The following is an 18,851-nucleotide window of genomic DNA, read 5'->3' on the forward strand; positions in this document are numbered from 1 at the left end:
GGCCATACCCCCGACCAGTACCGCGCTCATAGGCTGACGCCCATGTGGGTCTCCCTCGCGCTGCTCCTGCTCGGCGTTCTGACCGCCCTCGCGGCCCCCCGACTGCTGGCGCGGGCCGACTGGGTGGAGCGAGAACCCGTCGTGGCGCTCTGGGTCTGGCAGTGCGTGGTGGCCGGGGTCCTGCTGAGCTTCGCGCTGTCGATGACCTTCAGCGCGTCCACGGCCTGGCAGACGGTACGGGGACAGCTCTTCGCGCCCGCGCCGCGCGCGGTGGTCGACGCGTACGAACTCGGCACGACCGGCCCGTGGTCGGGGGTGCTCGCGGTCGCCCTGGCCTGCGGCGGCGTCTGGACCGGGGCGATGCTCGGCCGGGAGATCGGCCAGGCGCGCGCCCGGCGCAGGCAGCGCCGCCGCGAGCTCCTCGTCCGCGCTCCCCTGTTGCCCGGGGAGCAGCCCGGCAGCGAGCGGCTGGTGGTCCTGGAGGGCGAGCGGGCGGACGCCCGGTGGATGGCGGGGACCACACCCCAACTGGTCATCACCACGGCCGCGCTGCGGCGCCTGAAGGGCCGGCAGCTGGACGCGGTCCTGGCACACGAGCAGGGTCACGCCCGGGCCCGGCACGACTGGCTCCTGCACTGCTCGGCCGCGCTTGCGGGCGGCTTCCCGGGGATCCCGGTCTTCGCCGCCTTCCGTGAGGAGATGCACCGACTGGTGGAGCTGGCCGCCGACGACGTGGCCTCGCGCCGGTTCGGCCGCCTGACGATAGCGCTGGCCCTCGTCGAACTGAACGAGGACCGGGGCGTGTTCGGTCCGGGCCCGGCGCCGGACGCCGATCTGCCTCAGCGGGTGCACCGGCTCCTGACCGCGACGCCCCGGCTGACGGCGGGGCGCCGGCTGCGCCTGACGGCGGCCGCGTCCCTGGTGCCCGTGGTCCCGGTCCTCGTGGCCTTCGTCCCGGCGCTCACCGCGCTGGGATAGCCGGGCTGTTCGCACCGTGGTCGCCGGTGGCTCGCACCGTGGTCGCCGGTGGCTCGCGAGGTGGTTGCCGGACACTCGCGCCGTGGTTGCCGGTCGCTCGCGAGGTGGTTCACCGGACGCTCGCACCGTGGTTGCCGGACGCTCGCACCATGGTCGCCGGTGGTGCGCCGAGCCGTTCGCCGTAGTGCAGCGGGGCCGTGCGTCACGTGGGACGCGTGCGACGGCGCGCGCGCAGGGTGCGCGGAGAGTCGCAAGGGGCGGTTCGTCGGGCAGGATCGGCGCATGCGATCCTCCGCCGTGGTCTCCGGAGTCCTGTCCGTACTGCTGCTCGTGCTCGTCGCAGTGGGGTGGTCCCCGTTGCTCTCCTTCGACCGGTCGGTCGCCGACGCACTGCACCGCGACGCCGTCGCCCGCCCCGGCTTCACCGACCTCAACCGTGCGCTCAGCGACTGGGTGTGGGATCCATGGACGATGCGTGCCCTGGCCGCCGTGGCCGTGGTCCTGCTGTGGTGGCGGCGGGAGCGGCGCATGGCCCTCTGGGTGGCCGCCACGAGCCTGGTCGCCGTCGGCCTCCAGCAGGGACTCAAGGCGCTGGTGGGGCGGGACCGGCCCGAGTGGCCCGACCCGGTCGACTCGGCGCGCTTCGCGGCCTTCCCCTCCGGACACGCGATGACCGCGACGGTGACGTGCGGGCTGCTCCTGTGGGTGCTCGCGCTGCACTGGCGGGAGGAGTGGCGCGGCTGGGGCGTCCTCGCCGGCGCGGCGGTCGTCTCGGTGCTCGGGGTGGGCTGGACGCGGGTCTACCTGGGCGTGCACTGGCCCTCGGACGTCCTCGGCGGGTGGCTGCTCGGCTGGTTCTGCGTGGCCGTGGCCGTCCTCACGTACCGGTGGAGCGAGCGGCGCGGCGCGGAGAGCCGGCTCTCCCGGGGCCCCGGGGCCTCCCGGGCGTCCGGGAGGAGAATGGGAGAAACACGATGAAGCCGCCTGTTCTGGACGATCCCCCGTGTCGCCCAGAACAGACGGCCTCCCCGTCGGCCTGCCACGGGGGCGCGCCGACGGGATGCGCTGAGTATATTGGCCGGCAGCCAGTCAACGCAGGAGCCAAGCATGTCCCCGCGCAGCCCATCGGTCAATGAAGAGCTCCGGCGTCGCTCACGTGAGCGGATTCTGCAGGCGACGGTGGAGCTGGTGTCGACGCACGGCTACGAGGCGACCACTCTCGGAGACATCGCGGAGCGTGCCGGTTCGGCGCGCGGACTCATCTCGTACTACTTCCCGGGGAAGCGGCAGCTCCTCCAGTCGGCGGTGCACCGGCTGATGCACCTCACGCTGGAGGAGGCGCTGGAGCGCGAGCCGCGGACGGAGGACGGGCGCGAGCGGCTGGCCCGGGCGATCGACGCGATCCTGGGGCTCGCGGTGGAGCGGCCCACCCTGATGCGGACCCACATGGCGGGAATCCTGCAGGCCGAGGGGTTCGTGCAGTGCTCGGAGCAGCAGCGCCTCGCCTTCCTGCTGCGGGACACGGTCACCCGGTACGGCTCCGAGGACGTGGACACGGACTATCCGCTGCTGCGCGCGCTGCTGATGGGCGCGGTGGTGGGGGTGCTGCTGCCGGGGGCCCCGATGCCGATGGCGCGGCTGCGGTGGGAGCTCTTCCAGCGGTACGGGCTCGGCTGGGAACAGGGCGCGCCGCCGGACGGGGGTCCGCCCGACGGCGCGCAGGTGGAGCGGGTCTGTCAGTCGTCGAAGTCGAAGTAGTCCGGCTGCGTCTGGACGTTGAGCTCGTCCATCCGGATCCGCTTCGCGGGGTCGGTACGACGGTCGGAGAGCTTCAGGACGTCGAAGCCCTTGGCGATGTCGTTCGAGTAGATGTAGCCGTTGTAGTAGTACGCGGACCACGAACCGCCCGTGGCGATGGTGGTGGCGGACAGCGGGCCGCGCTCGAAGTAGGCGATCTCCGTCGGCTTGGACGAGTCGGTGAAGTCCCAGACGGAGACGCCGCCCTGGTACCAGGCCTGGACCATGAGGTCCTTGCCCTTGACCGGGATCAGGGAACCGTTGTGGGCGACGCAGTTCTCGGTGTCGGCCTGGTGGCGCGGGATCTTGAAGTAGCTGCGGAAGACGAGCTTGCGCTTGTCGCCCTTGCCGACGATGTCGTAGATGCCGTCGGCGCCGCGGTTCGGGCCGACCACCGCGTTGCAGGTGGCGCCGCCGCCACCGCCGAGCTCGTCGGTGAAGACGACCTTGTTCGCCTTCTGGTTGAAGGTCGCCGAGTGCCAGAAGGCGAAGTTGACATTGTCCTGGACCTGGTCGATCACCCTCGGGTGCTCGGGGTCCTCGATGTCGAAGAGGATGCCGTCACCCATGCAGGCGCCGGCGGCGAGGTCCTTCTCCGGCAGCACGGTGATGTCGTGGCAGCCGGTGGTCTTGGAGACGCCCGGGTTGGTGGGACCGCCCGGGTTGCCGCCGCCGTCCGGGCCCTCGCCCGGGAAGAGGACGGGGAAGTTGACGATCGCGGCCTTCTCGGGCGCCTTGCGCGGGACCTTGATGACCGAGATGCCGTCGTGCGGGGGCTGGCAGTCGGGGAAGGCCGCGTTGGGCGAGTACGAGGAGACGTACACGTACACGTTCTTGCCCTTCGGCAGGATCGTGTGGGTGTGCGAACCACAGGCGGTCTCGACGGCGGCGACGTACTTCGGGTTCGTGATGTCGCTGATGTCGAAGATCTTCATGCCCTCCCAGGATTCCTTGACCGAGGCGGGCTGCGTCGTGCTGGCGCACGAGTTGTCGCTCCGGGAGGAGTCGGTGGAGAGGAAGACGAGGTTCCCGGAGACGGAGATGTCGTTCTGGGAACCGGGGCAGAGGACCTGGGCGACGGTCTTCGGGGACTTCGGGTCGCTGATGTCGAAGATCCGGAAGCCGTCGTAGTTGCCGGCGAAGGCGTACTTGCCCTGGAAGGCCAGGTCCGAGTTGGTGCCCTTGAGGGCGTCCTTCGGGATGTTGACGAGGTGCTCGATGTTCTGGCTGTGGACGATCTCGTCCACGCCGGGTATCTCACCGCTCTGAATGGCGGAACGCGCCTCTGCCGCCTGCTCCGTGGAGACGGTGCCCTGGACGAGGGCGTCTCCGGGGTCGGGGGTGGCCGCCGAGGGTCCGGCCGCCAGCATGGTGGCCAGCAGGCCGGCCGCGGCGGATGCCACGCCCAGGCGTCTGATCCGTGCACGCGAGTTACGCGGGGTACGCGGGATTCGCAACGAAGTCACTCCGTCCTCGCTGGTATCCGTTCAGCCTTGAACGGATGTTGGACCCCGGCAGTATGGTCCGTGGCGTGCTCATCTCAACAGATGGCAACACAGACGTAATGAAGGATTTTGATCGGTCCACACGAGAAAAGTGCTAGGAACGGTCACTGTCCCCGTAAGAAAACCTGGAGGTCGCGTTGTTGATCCGCCGTCAGCGTGCCGTCGTCGCCGTGGCCCTGTCCGCCGTCGCCGTACTCGCCCTGAGCGCCTGCGAGTCGGGGTCCGGGAAGGACACGCCGCAGTCCAAGGCCTCGGCCGGGGGCTCGGTGGTGGCACCGGGGAAGCCCGGCGAACCGGCCCGGCGCATATCGCCGGAGGAGGCCGCCCGGCTGCTCCCCGACGATAGCCCGAACAGTGCCGACTTCCGCTACACGCAGATGATGGTCGTCCACCATCGCCAGGCGCTCACGATGACGGAACTGGCCCCGCAGCGGGCCGGATCCACGCAGGTCAAGAAGGTGGCCGAGCGGATCGCGGCCGCGCAGCGGCCGGAGATCGACGCGATGGAGGGCTGGCTGAAGAACAACGGCGGGCCGCGCGAACAGAGCGGCCACGACCATCACTCGATGCCGGGCATGGCGACCGAGGCCCAGCTGAAGGAGCTGAGGAACGCGAAGGGCGAGGCCTTCGACGAGCTCTTCCTGAAGCTCATGATCACGCACCACGAGGGGGCCGTGACGATGGCGGCCGAGGTGCTGAGCGAGGGGAACAACGTCCTGGTCGAGGAGATGGCGAACGACGTCATCGCCCAGCAGACCTCGGAGATCAACCGCATGCGGTCGCTGTAGCGCGGCCGCCGTCCGGCCTGAACCAGGCCCCCTGGACACCTTCCGGCCCGAAGTACGCCTCCCGGGCACCTTCCTGCCCGAACTACGCCTGCTGGACACCTTCCTGACGGTCGGCCTGGGCCCCGGCCGCCGTCAGGACGGTGTCCAGGAGGCCGGGGAAGAGGGCGTCCAGGTCATCCCTGCGCAGGGCGTTGAGCTTGGCCGTGCCCCGGTACATCTGCTGGATGACACCGCTCTCGCGCAGGACGCGGAAGTGGTGCGTCGTCGTGGACTTGGTCACCGGGAGGTCGAAGTACGAGCAGCTCAGCGCGGCGTCCTCGCGCGCCATGTCCCGCACGATGCGCAGGCGCACGGGGTCCGAGAGCGCGTGGAGCACCCCTTCGAGGCTGATCTCGTCCCGCGTGGGGTGCTCAAGGGCGCGAGGGCTGGTGGCGGTCGTCATGACGGCGGCTCCACTTCATCCGGGTGACCCTCATTGTACGAGACCTCTCGTAGTTTGACAGATGCCGTACTACGATGAGTATCGTACGAGCGTCCTTCGAGGCCCCCGAAACGGAGTCCGTCATGAGCGTCGCCCTGTTCCAGCCCTACACCCTGCGTTCGCTGACCGTGCCCAACCGGGTCTGGATGGCACCCATGTGCCAGTACTCGGCCGAGCCGACCGGACCGAACGCGGGTGTGGCCGGGGACTGGCACTTCGCCCACTACGCCTCCCGGGCCACCGGCGGCACCGGACTCATCCTGGTCGAGGCGACCGCCGTCGCCCCCGAGGGCCGGATCAGCCCGGCGGACCTCGGCCTGTGGAACGACACGCAGACGGAGGGGCTGCGGCGGATCGCCGGCTTCCTCAAGGAGCACGGCACCGTGCCCGGCATCCAGATCGGTCACGCCGGCCGCAAGGCCTCCACCAACCGCCCGTGGGAGGGCCGCGGCCCCGTCGAGCCGGGCGGCCCCGGCTGGCAGCCCGTCGGCCCCAGCCCGGTCGAGTTCGACGAGGGCTACCCGGTGCCGACCGAGCTGACCGTGGAGCGCATCCGGGAGATCACCGGCCGGTTCGCGGACGCGGCCCGGCGTGCTCTGGACGCCGGCTTCGAGGTCGTCGAGGTGCACGGCGCCCACGGGTACCTGATCGGCGAGTTCCTCTCCCCGCACAGCAACCACCGCACGGACGAGTACGGCGGCTCCTTCGAGAACCGGACCCGGCTCGCCCTGGAGATCGTGGACGCGGTACGGGCCGTCTGGCCCGAGGAGCTTCCCGTCTTCTTCCGGATCTCCGCCACCGACTGGCTGGAGGAGCAGGGCTGGACGGTCGACGAGACCGTACGGTTCGCCGCGCTGCTGCGCGAGCACGGTGTCGACCTCCTCGACGTCTCCAGCGGCGGCAACGGCGGCCCGGCCCGGATCCCCGTGGGCCCCGGCTACCAGGTGCCGTTCGCGGCCCGGGTCAAGGCGGAGACCGGGCTTCCCGTGGCCGCCGTCGGCCTGATCACCGAGAGCCAGCAGGCGGAGAAGATCCTCGCCAACGGCGAGGCCGACGCGGTCCTCCTCGGTCGCGAACTGCTCCGCGACGCCTCCTGGGCCCGCCGCGCGGCCCGCGAACTCGGCGCGGAGATCCAGGCCCCGGCCCCGTACGCCTGGGCGATCTGACCGCTGCCGCCCCTACCCCTGCCCGGGGCGTCCGGAGGTGCGCGGGGACGTGTGCGGGGAGGTGTGCAGGGAGGTGCTCCGGAGCGTCCGGGGCGAGCGTCCCGCGGCGCCCGGGGAGGTGTCCCGCGGTGTCCGTCGGGGGTGTCCGGGGGCCGTTGTCAGTGGTCCGGTGCAGACTGGCCCGTATCCGCGACAACGGCGTCCTGGAGGTGGCAGACATGCCCGAGGTACTCCTCACCGTAGGCACCCGCAAGGGGCTCTTCATCGGCCGCAGGCACGACGGCCGATGGGAGTTCGACGATCCGAGCTTTCCCGCGCAGGCCGTCTACTCGGTCGCGATCGACACCCGGCGGCCGACCCCGCGCCTGCTCGTCGGCGGGGACAGCGCGCACTGGGGACCGTCCGTCTTCCACTCGGACGACCTCGGCAGGAACTGGACCGAGCCCGCGCGGCCCGCGGTGAAGTTCCCGGAGGACACCGGGGCCTCGCTGGAGCGCGTCTGGCAGCTCCACCCGGCACCCGGGCACTCCCCCGACGTCGTGTACGCGGGGACGGAGCCGGCGGCGCTGTTCCGCTCGGCGGACGGCGGGGAGTCCTTCGAGCTCGTCCGCCCGCTCTGGGAGCATCCCACCCGCTCCGGATGGGTGCCCGGCGGAGGCGGAGAGGCCGTGCACACCGTCGTCACCGACCCCCGCGATCCGGCGGCGCTCACCGTCGCGGTGTCGACCGCGGGGGTGTTCCGCTCCCGGGACGGCGGGGCCGCGTGGGAGCCGTCCAACCACGGGGTGTCCGCGGTCTTCCTGCCCGACCCGAACCCCGAGTTCGGGCAGTGCGTACACAAGATCGCCCAGGACGCCGGCGACAAGGACCGGCTGTACCTCCAGAACCACTGGGGGGTGTTCCGCAGTGACGACGCGGGCGTCAACTGGTCCGACATCGGGAAGGGACTCCCCTCCGACTTCGGCTTCGCCGTCGCCGCCCACCCGCACCGCCCGGACACCGCCTACGTCTTCCCCATCACGGCCGACTCCGACCGCGTCCCGGCCGGTCGGCGCTGCCGCGTCTACCGGACGAACGACGCCGGAGCCAGCTGGGAGCCGCTGACCCGCGGGCTGCCCGAGGGGGACCACTACGGCACGGTGCTGCGGGACGCTCTCTGCACGGACGACGCGGACCCGGCGGGCGTCTACTTCGGCAACCGCAACGGCGAGCTGTACGCGAGCGCCGACGACGGCGACAGCTGGCAGCTCCTCGCCGAGCATCTGCCGGACGTGCTGTGCGTCAGAGCGGCGGTGGTCTGAGCTTCCGGCGCCTTCCGGGCGACGGGCAGCCGTCCCGGGTCGACTCGGGACGGCGTGGGTCGTGTTCGGGTCGACTCGGGACGGCGTGGGCGGAGTTCGGGTCGCACGCGCATGTGATCCTCAGGCGGTGATTCCCGGCCAGCGACCGGGTTCCTTCCTGATTGCAGAGGACCACGGACCATGAAGCCCAGCCCTCTCTCCCGCGCCCGGCGCGGCCTGCTCGTACTCGCCGCCGCCCTCGGCCTCGTCTTCGGCGTCACCGCCGCACCGGCCCAGGCCGCGTCGAAGACCTACGACTTCACGTACACGATCAGCCCGCAGCACGCTCCGGGCATGTGCCTGGAGGTCGCCGACTGGAGCCTGGCGAACGGCGCGGCCGTACGCCAGTGGCCGTGCACCGGCAAGCCCAACCAGAAGTGGCACAAGGTCTACAACGAGGGCGAGTCCGGCGGCCCCTATTGGTACATGAACGCGAACAGCGGCAAGTGCCTGGAGATCGGCGGCTGGGCGACGAACAACGGCGCGACCGCCAACCAGTGGGACTGCCACTACGGGGCCAACCAGACCTGGTACGGCAACTCGGGTCTCATCTACCCGTCGTTCGAGTACGCCTCCAGCAAGTGCCTGGAGATCGAAGGCTGGAGCCTGAGCGCGGGCGCAAGGGCGCGCCTGTGGGACTGCCACTACGGCGCCAACCAGAAGTTCAACTTCACCTTCGCGTAAGCCGTCGCACGGGCCCTGGGACGGGCGTCGGGCAGTCGCCCGGCGCCCGTACGCCCCGCACGGGGACGCGAGGGGCGCACAGGGACGTGAGAGTCAGGGCAGGCGCCAGTCGACGGGCTGGGCTCCCTGGTTCAGGAGGAGCTCGTTGGCCCGGCTGAACGGGCGGGAGCCGAAGAAGCCGCGGTCCGCGGACATCGGCGACGGGTGCGCCGACTCGATCGCCGGGAGGTTCCCGAGGAGCGGCCGGGCGTTGCGGGCGTCCCTGCCCCACAGGATGGACACCAGGGGCTTGCCACGGGCCGCCAGGGCGCGGATCGCCTGCTCGGTGACCTCTTCCCAGCCCTTGCCCCGGTGGGCGGCCGGCTTTCGCGGGGCCGTGGTCAGGGCCCTGTTCAGGAGCAGGACGCCCTGACGGGTCCAGGGGGTCAGATCGCCGTTCGACGGCCGGGGCAGACCGAGGTCGGTGTTCAGCTCGCGGAAGATGTTCTCCAGGCTCCCCGGCAGCGAGCGGACCTCGGGCGCGACCGCGAAACTCAGCCCGATCGCCATTCCCGGCGTCGGATAGGGGTCCTGACCCACGATCAGGACCCGCACCTCGTCGAAGGGCTGCTGGAACGCCCGCAGGACGTTCGGCCCGGACGGCAGATACGTCCGGCCCGCGGCGATCTCCGCGCGCAGGAAGTCGCCCATCTCGGCCACACGCCCCGCGACGGGGCTCAGAGCCTCCGCCCAGCCGGGCTCCACCAGTTCGTTCAACGGTCGCGCTGTCACAGTCCGTCACTCTACCGGCCTACAGTGACACCCCGGTCCGGCCTGATCGGCGAGGCACACCCTAGACTCCCGCCACTTGCCCTGCCCCTGCCCCACTCCCACCAGGACGGTGCAACGTGGTTCCTGAGGTTCCCGTGGCTTCCGCGCTTTCGGCACTTTCCGTGGGTTCCGTGAACGAGTCCTCCGACGGCCTCGTCGTCGGCGTCGACTCCGGCGGGTCGGGGCTGCGGATCGCCCTGGCCGAGGCCGCGAGCGGCACGGTCCTCGACACGCTCGCCTCCCGCGAGCCCGTGCGGACCGGGCCGGGCGGAATCTCCGCCGCCCACTTCCTGGAGCAGGTCGTGCCGGCCGTCCGCACCCTCCGGGAGCGCGCGGCGGTGCGGGCTCCGGGCCGACGGCCGGTGCTCGCGGTGGCCGTGGGCGCCGCCGGAATGGCGACGCTCGGGGACGAGCTGCGGGACCGGCTGCCCGCGGCCTTCGCCGGAGCATGGGGAGTGCGCCGCCTCGCGCTCGCGGCCGACGCCGTCACCGCGTACGCCGGGGCGCTCGGCCAGCGGCCCGGCGCTGTCGTCGCGGGCGGTACGGGGATGATCGCGCTCGGCACGGATCTGGCGGCGTGGCGCCGGGCCGACGGCTGGGGGCACCTCCTCGGCGACTGCGGCAGCGGTGCCTGGATCGGCCGGGCGGGCCTGGAGGCGGCGATGCGCGCGCACGACGGGCGTCGTGGCGGTTCGGCGGCGCTGCTGGCCCGGGCCGAGAAGCTCTTCGGCCCGGTGGCGGGCCTGCCGGGCGTGCTCTACCCCCGTACCGACCGGCCCGCCGTGCTCGCCTCCTTCGCCCCGGAGGTGGGGGCCTGCGCGGCGGCCGGCGACCCGGTCGCCGCGGACGTCCTCGCCCGGGCGGCCGACCACATCGCGGACGCCGCCGAGGCCGCGTGCCCGCCGGACCCCGGGGCCCTGGTGGCGCTGACCGGCGGCCTCTTCAAGATGGGCGACCCCCTCCTCGTACCCCTGCGGGCCGCGCTCGCGGAGCGGATTCCGTACGCCCGGATCGTGGCGCCCGCGGGTGATCCGCTGGCCGGGGCGGTCGCGCTCGCCTCGGCGCTCGCCACCGGGACGCTGCGGCTGCCGGTGGACCGGACGCTGCTCCGCCTCTTCGGCGACCTGGCGCCGGAGACGGCGAAGGCGGCGAAGGCGGCGAAGTCACCGGATGAGGCGGACAGGACGAATACGGCAGATGCAGCGGATACGCCCGAGACGGCGGTGACAGCAGGGACGGCAAGGGCGGCAGGGGCGGCAGATGCGGCGGAGGCCACGACATCCGTCCAGGTCGGGGGTGGTACGGAGACCCCGGACCCGGCCGGAAGTGGGCAGGGAGACCAGACATAGCGGGACAGACGGCGCGCGATCGCACCTCACCGAACAGCGTGGCAGGCGAAACCAGTAGCATGCGGCGCCATGAGCTCCCCCACTGGGCCTGCTTCCGGCCTGCCTGTACGAATGCCTCGACCCCGCCAGTCCGGGCGGCACCGTCGCCCCGAACCCGCGGCGGCGCCCGAGGGCGCTCCCGCGCTGGTTCTCGCCGTTCCCGGTGTGCCGTCGGCCGCCATACGCTCCCTCGCCGAAGAGGTCGTGAGCATCGCCCGCTCGGAGCTGCCCGGCCTGGAGGCCGTGATCGGTTTCCTGGACGGCGACGACACCGAGTACCCGTCCCTCGCGACCGCGCTCACGGCGACCGCCGCACTGCGCGCCCAGCGTTACGAGCTGGCCGTCGCCGCGGGCCGTGACGTCGCCGCCCCGACGGGTCCCGCCGCGGTCGTGGTCCCGCTGCTCGCCGGCCCGGACAGCGCCCTGATGCGCCAGGTGCGCCAGGCCGTCATGGACAGCGGCAACACCGCCGAGCTGACCGAGGTCCTCGGCCCGCACCCCCTGCTCGCCGAGGCGCTGCACGTGCGCCTCTCCGAGGCGGGTCTCGCCCGTGCCGACCGCGCCCGGCTGTTCACGGTCGCGACGGCCGCCGACGGCATCATCCTGGCCACGGTCGGCGGCGAGGAGGCCGTGCAGGCCGCCGGGATCACCGGCATGCTGCTCGCCGCGCGCCTCGCCGTGCCGGTGATGGCCGCCGCGCTCGACCAGGAGGGTTCGATCACCTCCATCGCCGATCAGCTGCGCGCCGCGGGCTCGGCCCAGCTGGCACTCGCGCCGTACCTGATCGGCCCGGAGCTGGCCGAGGGTCTGCTCGACGAGGCCTCGAAGGAGGCCGGGTGCGCCGCCGCCGAGCCGCTGGGGGCCTACCCGGCGATCGGCAAGCTGGTGCTCTCGCAGTACACGGCCGCGCTGGGCATCCCACCGCAGCAGCCGCAGGGCGCGCCGTCGCTCTGAGACGTGCCGTAGTCGCTCTGAGACGTGCCGTAGGGGAAGGGCCCGCACCGGGAATCCGGGTGCGGGCCCTTCTCGTGTACGGCTCGGCAACGAGCTCGTGTGGGCTCAGCCGAAGACGACGCAGGAGGCCGCCGGGGCGTCGATCGCGCCCGCCCTGGCCGGGACGCCGGTCTCCGGGTCGAGGTCGAACCAGGTGACGTCACCGGAGCGCTCGTTGGCCGCGTACAGGCGTCGTCCGGAGGGGTCGAGGGTCAGGTCACGGGGCCAGGTGCCGCCGCAGGGCACGGTGGCGATCAGCTCGGCCTTCGCGCCGTCCGGGCAGAGGGCGAGGACGGCGAGGGTGTCGTCGCCGCGGACGGCGGCCCACAGGAAGCGGCCGTCGGGCGCCACGACGACCTCGGAGGGGTAGCTGGGGCCCGCGGTGCCCGCGGGGACGACGGAGGTCTCGCCGAGCGGTTCGAGGACGCCCGCCTCGGCGTCCCAGCGGCAGACGGTGAGGGTGGGCTCCAGCTCGTTGAGGACGTAGGCGTGGGTGCCCGCCGGGTGGAAGGCGAGGTGGCGCGGCCCGGTTCCGGGCCGCAGCGCGGACTCGGCGTGGAGGGTGAGCGTGCCGGTCGCGGGGTCGAGGGCGCAGACGCGTACGGAGTCGGTGCCGAGGTCCACGCTGACGATCCACCGGCCGGAGGGATCGGGGAGCACCTGGTGGGCGTGGGCTCCGCTCTGGCGGTCGGTGACGGGGCCGCTGCCCTCGTGCGCCAGGACCGTCGCGGCGGGGCGGGGGATGCCGTCCTCGGCCAGCGGCAGGGCGGTGACGCTGCCGGAGGTGTAGTTGGCCGTGAGGAGGTGGCCGGCGGCGAGGGCGAGGTGGGTGGGGCCCGAGCCGTCGACGGGGACGGGTGCGCCGAGCGGCAGGGGTACGGGGCCGGTCACGTCGAAGGCGGCGACGGCGCCCGGCTCGGTCTCGGAGACGGCGTGCAGCACGGGGCCGGCGAGGGCGAGGAAGGAGGGGTCGGCGACGGCGTCGGAGGCGCCGGTGACGGTCAGCGCGCCCGTGTCCTCGTCGACGTCGGCGGCGAGAACACCGAGCCCGCCCGCCGACGTGAACGATCCGATGTACGCCCGCGGCGCGCTCCGGCCCTGTACCGCCCCTGTGTCGCCCATGGCGCCTCCCCTCCCCGGGGCCGGTCACGGTCGACCGGCCGTCGTCCGGCCGACGGTAGCAGGCGGTCTAGACCAACCCGTTCCGGTGGGGGCGGGTGCGGCGGCTCGGGCCGCCGGGACCAGCGGGACGCGCCCGGCTCAGGCCGCCGGGACCAGCGGGGCGCGCGGCGAGGTGCGCAGCGGCGCCGCCGGGTCGACGGGGCCTGCTCCAGGCCGTGCAGGGGCCGAGGGGCCGCCTCGGCTTGCGGGCGCGCAGCGGGGCTCAGCGGGTGCACGAGCGGTGCGAGGGAGAGCCGGGCCCGGCCGAGCAGGAGCTCCAGTGCGACGGCGTGCGGCGCCGGGTCGGCGACGGCCGAGCAGCGCGTGGAGGAGTCCGGCCGACTGGCTCTGGCCTCGGAGCAGTCCCGCCCCACACGGCCCCTCTCAGGAACGGACCATCCACGCACCGGGCGGAGTCCGCAACGGAGCGTCCAGCTCCGTGAGCACGCGGGCGAGCCCCCTTGCATGGGCGAGAGCCGGCGCACCCGCGTGGACATCGCTCTCGGTCCGGAGGTGACCGTCCAGCTCCACCGCAGCCCCTTCGCGGGAAGTGAGGGCTTCCACGGCGGCCTCGACTCGCCAGCAGGCGGCAGCCAGGCGGGCGTCGTGACTGGCGTCCGGGTCGGCGGCCACAGCAACCAGTCCCCGCACCTCTCCGGCCGCTTCATCGAGGAGCACGAGGACTCGACGCGCTCGCTGCTTCCTCCCCCTGAAGGGGGTCAACGGATGCACCAGCGGAGCCAGCGAGAGCCGCACACGCCCGAGAAGTGCCTCCAGCTCGGCAGCGTGCGGCGTCGGGTCGGCGGCTTCCTCGCCGGCGAGGCGCCGCACGGACGCCGAGGTGGCGGACCGGACGCAGAGGAGCGCTCGCTGGATCCACGCGTCGTTCGTCGTATGCGTCCGGACGGGAAGGACCAGCGTCACGGCAAGGCCGGCACACGCGGCCCCGACGCCAGTCTCGGCCACGCGCAGGAGGAGCAGCGCGCCGTCCAGCACCCCCAGCAGCCCGTAGAGCAGGCTGGCCATCACGGTGACCGCCAGGATCATCCAGCTGTACGAAACGGCGGCGGTGTAGAAGATCCCGAACACACACACGGCGACCAGCAACGCGGTAATGACGGGCGCGCCGCCCAACGGGATGGCGACGAGGAATCCGGCGGCGATGCCGGCGACGGTGCCGAGGACGCGGCGGAAGCCCCGTACGAGCGTCTCGCCCCGTGAGGCCGTGTTGACGAAGATCCACCAGACGGTGCCGACGGCCCAGTACCAGCGCTCCTCCGAGAGGAACTGCCCGATGACGAGGGCCGCCCCCGAGGCAACGGAGACCTGGACGGCCTGACGGGTGGTAGCCCGGGCGAGCCCCGTACCGGGCAGAGCGGCGGGCACTGCCGGCGGCGGGACACGGCGCTCGATGGGCCACAACACGAAGCGCACGGTCGCGGCCGCACCCAAGGCAATGCCGGTGGCCGCGTACAGCTCGGGGAGCTGGGCGGGGAGGGCGTGCAGGAACTGGGTCACGAAGAACTGCATGAAGGCGAAGATGCCGAGCGCGTGTCCACGCGGCCCCCAGCGGCGCGCGTACACGCCGGCGAAGATCACGAGCAGCCAGGCCGCGTCGCGCAGGAGCGGGGCGCCGTGCAAGAGGGTCGCGACGGCGAGGACGGGGAAGCCGACCGTCGGCAGCAGGGCGGTGGTGACCGCCTGGCGGCGCACCGTGGGGTCGGCGACCGTGAAGAGGGCGAGCAGCGCGGCGAGGCCGGCGGTGATGGACGCGACGAGGGACAGACCGAGCAGCTCGGCCAGGGCGACCGCGAGCACGATGCCGACGACGGCACGCAGCGAGACCCTGAGCCTGACCCGCCCCGGATCCGGGGCCATGAAGTACTTCTGCACGGCGGCCAATCCCGCCCCCCTTGATCTGTTCCTCACCGCGCGCGAGGCTCCCCGGGGGTGGTGGGGGCTCGGACACGACGAAAGCACCGCGGGCCGGTCCGGCCTCGTCGCCGGACGGCGCTGCGCGGCGCCGAAGGTGTGTGATGGCTACAAGGATAGACCGAAGGGGGTACAGCGGCTCAACTCACTGACGAAACGGTGGGCCATTGGCCCACCATCGCAGCGGGGCGAGTGACCAGACGGGGCCATTGGCCCACGCCGCCCGCACACCGCCCGCCGGCGACGTACCGCGCCCTACCCCTCCGGGGCATCAGGGACAGCGAATATCCCGACGATCCGGAAACGCCGTGAATTCTGAGATCACGCACGGGCGTGTTCTTCACATCAGCGTCAGAGCCATTGAACGTGATTGAGTCTTGGGTGTGCCGACGAGGTCGGTGACGATCGCGAAGAAGCGGGCGTCGACGGAATCCTGGTCGCCGCCGGGGTTGTGTGGCGTGCGGCGCTCGTACTGGGCGATCCTCGTGTGGACGAACCGGGGAGCCACGCTCGCAGCCCTGGAGTTCGCCTGGGTCATCGACGAGATGCCCGCGTCTCTACTGGCCATCGTGGACGGCCGGCTCAGCTGGCCGGCCTGACAGGCTGTCCCCACCCTGAGCGCCTACGGCCCTGCAGCGGACAAGATCGCCAGGTGAGACACCGTCCAAGGGATGTCCCGCCAATAGGGTTCCGCCAGTCGACCCGGATCAGGGGTTCCGCCCGGTGGGGCCGCGGGCCCCTCATCGACGCACCGTGGCACACTCCTCCGTTGATCGCGAGGGCGCATGCCCCCCGGGGGCCTGGGAGGGAACAACTGTGAACAGGATGAAGCGTGCCGTCGTGGCAATCGCGGTCATCGCGCTTGGAACCGGGGGTTGCGGCGAGAGCGGTACCGGCACCGGGACAACTGCCGCTCCCGTGCAGGCGTCGCCACGGCCCGCGGGCACCGGGCCGCTCACGAAGGAGGTCGTGCGCATCGACCTCGACACCTCGGTCGCGGCCGTCGGCGTTCCGGCGAACGCGCCGGAATACGCCCGTCCATTCGAGGACGCTCCGGCCGGCTCGCCACCCTCGTGCGCCGTCGCTTTCAGGGGCATCGGTGACGAGACGGCCCCGCTTGACTTCGACCGCTTCAAGGCGGTGGTGGGCGAGCTGCGTGAACGCGACTGGCAGCAGTCTGGGGGGCTGAGGGAGCGCGAGACCCTGGACGGGGTGATCGGCGAGGCCCACGCGATCCTCAAGCAGCGTGGCTGGACCGTGAGCGTGCAATACGGGATCGCCGAGAAAACGAGCGCGATTACTCTGACGGCCTACGACGAGGCATGCATGAAGAGGAGTGGCGCCGACGCGAGTCCGCTCGGCTGACCGATCGCCCTTGCACAACCCACGAAGATCGGCTGGTGTGCCCGGCCTCATGGACACGGCGCCTGGGCAGCATGATGCCCTCCGTGACGAACAGCGCAGACCTGCATCCTGCCCGGATACCGGGCTATGGCGGTGGCCCCCTCACGTACCAGGCCGGGCTCCTGGACGAGCCGCTCTTCTGGCTGGGGCACCTCTCCTCGTGCATCCAGAGCGAGGAGGCCGAGGAACTGCTGTTCGGCGCGGAGTACGACGCGGCCGGCGCGTTTCAGCGGCGGCTGTGGGAGCGAGCCGAGTGGCCGACCGCCTGGCCCGGGTGGCCACCGCACTGGCGCCGTGACCAACCCGCGCCATTTCCCAGCGGGCGACGGGTCCGACGGATGGGTAGGCGTCCTACACGTCGAAACCGTCCACCCGCGCGCCCCCACGCCAGGCGCACCTCGGAAACCGCGCCACTTCACGCCTTGGGCGAGGAGGGCTTCCCGAGCCGCATCGACGGTGTAGGGCACCGTCGGAAATATGGTCGCCGGGTCAACCGTTTCAGCCGTTCCTGCACTGGGATGCCCCAGCAATGCGGTGACAACACTCATGGTGACTGCTGTGATTGCAAAACGAGTTCGTCACACTCGCCGGATCTCCCTTTCGCCAAGGAAATCGGAAATCCGGAAGTCCGGGAGAAGTGGACGGGATGAATGCGCAGGGGCCGGGTCAGACGTGCATTTCGGCCGATGCCGTGAGGAAGCCCAGTTTCGCCGCGCGGGCCCCGGCCTGGCTGCGGGAACTGGCGCCCAGGGCCGCCATGATTTCGGCGACGTGCCGCCCGTAGGTACGGACCGAGACCTCGAGTTCGCGGGCGGCCGCCTCGTCGGTGATCCCCCGCTGGAGGGCGCCCAGGATCCGCCGGGCGAGCGCGGTCCGCTCGCCGAACACGAGGCCGTCGCTGGCCGGGGTCGCCCCGCTCCACACGCCCCGGAACAGACTGCGCATGGCGTGCACGACCTCGGGGGCACGGATCAGCGAGACCCTGCCGCCTCCCGCGGGCCCGGCGACCACCAGTGCCGTCCGGCCGTCCACGACGAGTGCCTGGAGGGGAGGAACGGCGGCGACCCGGATCTCCACGGGGTTCTCGCTGCGCAGCTGGTCCCGGACGAAGTCCCCGTCGAGCCTGCTCGGCACGGCCAGCAGGCGGACCTTCACACCGGCCGCGGCCCGGCGCAGCTCGTGCTCGGCCCAGGACAGCCGGGCTGCCTGCGCGGAGAGGCTCGGTCCGCGGGCGTGGACCATGTCGATGCTGTGCGTGGCACCGTCGATGAGCTCGCACACGGTGTCGAGCACGTCGGCGCAGGTGCCGTCCAGCCGGGTGATCAGCCGTTCCTTGACGTTGCGGTCCCGGTGGAGGGCGATGGAGAGTTCGATGAGCGCCTGCACCTCCAGCAGCCCCCGCTCCAGCTCGTCTCGGGGTTGTACGGACGGTTCGATCACGCCTTCTCGCTTTCCGTGCGGCCGGTGGGGCCGTGAGGGGGGAGGGTGGGAGAGGTGGGGGGGGAGTGGGGGTGAGGGGACGCGGGGCAAGCCGAGTCAGTCGGAGACCAGGCCGAACTCGATCGCTCGGACGCCGACTTGGAACCGGGATCCGGCATCGAGTTCCCGCATGATGTCCGCGACGTACCGCCGGTACGTGCGCAGCGACACGGCAAGGTCCCGGGCTGCCGCTTCGTCGGTGCTGCCGGAGCAGAGCTGCCGCAGGACGTTCCGGCCCAGCTCGGAGCGGAGTCGCGGACCGAAGTGGAGCTGGTCATTCAGCCGTGGGCGCCCGGCCCACACGCACGCGAACAGCAGCTCCAGGGCCTGGACGGTGCCGACATCGCCGATCACCACGGCGGCTCCCTCCGCAGCCGTGCCGGAAACCACGGCGGCGGTGCCGTCCACGACGAGGGCGGCCCGGAGTTCCCGGTCGGTGACGCGGATCTCGGTGCGCGGCCGCTCCTGGAAGCGGCTCAGCCGGTCGGCGTGGACGTCGGCGGCGGTGGCGGTGCACAGCACCCGCACGGGCAGACCGGCCGGCACCCGGTTCAGGTGCCCGAGTACCGCATCGGTGAACTCTCCCGCCTCGGTCAGGGCAATGGCGATGTCGCGCCCGCCCTTGTCCAGCACCTGCGCCACCGCGTCGGCGAGCTCACTGCGCCCGGTGTGCGTCACCGGAACGGGCTCGGCCGACCCCGCGGCCTCCCGAATCAATGTCGAGAGGGTGGATTCGATGAGCTCCCGCCCCCGGAAGAGTGCGTCCTGCAGCCGGACGACGGCGTCCTGCTCCGGCCACCCTCTGCGTTCCGCGGGTACGTCACGTTGTTCCGCTGTCGCCGCCATTCGTGTGCCCCCAGCAACACGCGCAAATGATGCCTGCTCTCGCCCCCACGCAACTACGAGCTCCGCGCAGCCATTACCGGTTCAGCGGGTCCGGACCTT

The 18,851-nt window shown here is 72.2% G+C and carries 17 protein-coding genes and 1 pseudogene; 11 read left to right on the forward strand and 7 right to left on the reverse strand.

Annotated features, from left to right (window positions below):
- Positions 1-42: 42 nt before the first annotated feature.
- The 3 genes from OG361_RS04655 to OG361_RS04665 all read left to right on the forward strand — a co-directional run bounded on the left by OG361_RS04655 (position 43) and on the right by OG361_RS04665 (position 2,736).
- Entirely contained in the window at positions 43-978 is a 936-nt protein-coding gene (locus OG361_RS04655; protein WP_405851987.1) for a M56 family metallopeptidase, read from the forward strand.
- A gap of 282 nt (positions 979-1,260) precedes the next feature.
- Positions 1,261-1,956, forward strand: coding sequence for a phosphatase PAP2 family protein (locus OG361_RS04660; RefSeq protein WP_405851988.1), 696 nt, complete (start codon positions 1,261-1,263; stop codon positions 1,954-1,956).
- A gap of 129 nt (positions 1,957-2,085) precedes the next feature.
- Positions 2,086-2,736: a TetR/AcrR family transcriptional regulator gene (locus tag OG361_RS04665; RefSeq protein ID WP_405851989.1), complete on the forward strand. Its 651-nt coding sequence runs from the start codon at positions 2,086-2,088 to the stop codon at positions 2,734-2,736.
- Here OG361_RS04665 and OG361_RS04670 read toward each other — a convergent pair.
- Positions 2,715-4,145, reverse strand: a complete 1,431-nt coding sequence (locus OG361_RS04670) for an LVIVD repeat-containing protein (protein ID WP_405862071.1) — start codon at positions 4,143-4,145, stop codon at positions 2,715-2,717. The two genes, OG361_RS04665 and OG361_RS04670, sit on opposite strands and share 22 nt — an antisense overlap.
- Before the next feature lie 272 nt (positions 4,146-4,417).
- Here OG361_RS04670 and OG361_RS04675 point away from each other — a divergent pair, with 272 nt between their 5' ends.
- On the forward strand, positions 4,418-5,068 hold the full coding sequence (locus OG361_RS04675; protein WP_405851990.1) for a DUF305 domain-containing protein: 651 nt from the start codon (positions 4,418-4,420) through the stop codon (positions 5,066-5,068).
- Positions 5,069-5,150: 82 nt separating this feature from the next.
- Here the strand turns inward: OG361_RS04675 and OG361_RS04680 are convergent, their stop codons facing one another.
- Positions 5,151-5,510, reverse strand: a complete 360-nt coding sequence (locus OG361_RS04680; RefSeq protein WP_405851991.1) for an ArsR/SmtB family transcription factor — start codon at positions 5,508-5,510, stop codon at positions 5,151-5,153.
- A 122-nt stretch (positions 5,511-5,632) separates the two neighbouring features.
- On the opposite strand from OG361_RS04680, the gene OG361_RS04685 reads away from it, so the two are divergent.
- The 3 genes from OG361_RS04685 (at position 5,633) to OG361_RS04695 (ending at position 8,739) form a co-directional block, all read left to right on the forward strand.
- On the forward strand, positions 5,633-6,715 hold the full coding sequence (locus tag OG361_RS04685) for an NADH:flavin oxidoreductase/NADH oxidase (protein ID WP_405862073.1): 1,083 nt from the start codon (positions 5,633-5,635) through the stop codon (positions 6,713-6,715).
- A gap of 218 nt (positions 6,716-6,933) precedes the next feature.
- On the forward strand, positions 6,934-8,016 hold the full coding sequence (locus OG361_RS04690) for a WD40/YVTN/BNR-like repeat-containing protein (RefSeq protein WP_384574933.1): 1,083 nt from the start codon (positions 6,934-6,936) through the stop codon (positions 8,014-8,016).
- 180 nt (positions 8,017-8,196) lie between these two features.
- Positions 8,197-8,739: an RICIN domain-containing protein gene (locus tag OG361_RS04695; protein ID WP_384574936.1), complete on the forward strand. Its 543-nt coding sequence runs from the start codon at positions 8,197-8,199 to the stop codon at positions 8,737-8,739.
- Between the two features lie 93 nt (positions 8,740-8,832).
- Here the strand turns inward: OG361_RS04695 and OG361_RS04700 are convergent, their stop codons facing one another.
- The gene (locus tag OG361_RS04700) at positions 8,833-9,510 is read right to left on the reverse strand and encodes a uracil-DNA glycosylase (RefSeq protein WP_384574939.1); all 678 of its coding nucleotides are present in this window, start codon (positions 9,508-9,510) and stop codon (positions 8,833-8,835) included.
- Between the two features lie 161 nt (positions 9,511-9,671).
- On the opposite strand from OG361_RS04700, the pseudogene OG361_RS04705 reads away from it, so the two are divergent.
- Positions 9,672-10,664 (forward strand): annotated as a pseudogene (locus OG361_RS04705) (N-acetylglucosamine kinase); the annotation flags it as partial.
- A 303-nt stretch (positions 10,665-10,967) separates the two neighbouring features.
- On the forward strand, positions 10,968-11,891 hold the full coding sequence (locus OG361_RS04710) for a sirohydrochlorin chelatase (RefSeq protein WP_405851992.1): 924 nt from the start codon (positions 10,968-10,970) through the stop codon (positions 11,889-11,891).
- A gap of 105 nt (positions 11,892-11,996) precedes the next feature.
- Here OG361_RS04710 and OG361_RS04715 read toward each other — a convergent pair whose 3' ends face one another.
- Positions 11,997-13,052: a lactonase family protein gene (locus OG361_RS04715; protein ID WP_405851993.1), complete on the reverse strand. Its 1,056-nt coding sequence runs from the start codon at positions 13,050-13,052 to the stop codon at positions 11,997-11,999.
- Between the two features lie 423 nt (positions 13,053-13,475).
- Positions 13,476-14,969, reverse strand: a complete 1,494-nt coding sequence (locus tag OG361_RS04720) for an FUSC family protein (protein ID WP_405862075.1) — start codon at positions 14,967-14,969, stop codon at positions 13,476-13,478.
- 437 nt (positions 14,970-15,406) lie between these two features.
- Between OG361_RS04720 and OG361_RS04725 the strand changes: the two genes are divergently transcribed.
- Together OG361_RS04725 and OG361_RS04730 are read left to right on the forward strand one after the other, a co-directional pair.
- On the forward strand, positions 15,407-15,622 hold the full coding sequence (locus OG361_RS04725; RefSeq protein ID WP_405851994.1) for a hypothetical protein: 216 nt from the start codon (positions 15,407-15,409) through the stop codon (positions 15,620-15,622).
- Positions 15,623-15,992: 370 nt separating this feature from the next.
- Positions 15,993-16,388 carry a hypothetical protein gene (locus OG361_RS04730; protein WP_405851995.1) on the forward strand — a complete coding sequence of 132 codons (396 nt, stop codon included), beginning with the start codon at positions 15,993-15,995 and terminating at the stop codon, positions 16,386-16,388.
- 705 nt (positions 16,389-17,093) lie between these two features.
- Here the strand turns inward: OG361_RS04730 and OG361_RS04735 are convergent.
- Together OG361_RS04735 and OG361_RS04740 are read right to left on the reverse strand one after the other, a co-directional pair.
- Entirely contained in the window at positions 17,094-17,867 is a 774-nt protein-coding gene (locus tag OG361_RS04735) for a LuxR family transcriptional regulator (protein ID WP_405851996.1), read from the reverse strand.
- Positions 17,868-17,963: 96 nt separating this feature from the next.
- Entirely contained in the window at positions 17,964-18,752 is a 789-nt protein-coding gene (locus OG361_RS04740; protein WP_405851997.1) for a DNA-binding response regulator, read from the reverse strand.
- Positions 18,753-18,851 lie beyond the last annotated feature (99 nt).

Source organism: Streptomyces sp. NBC_00090, assembly GCF_045160815.1.
Lineage (GTDB): Bacteria > Actinomycetota > Actinomycetes > Streptomycetales > Streptomycetaceae > Streptomyces.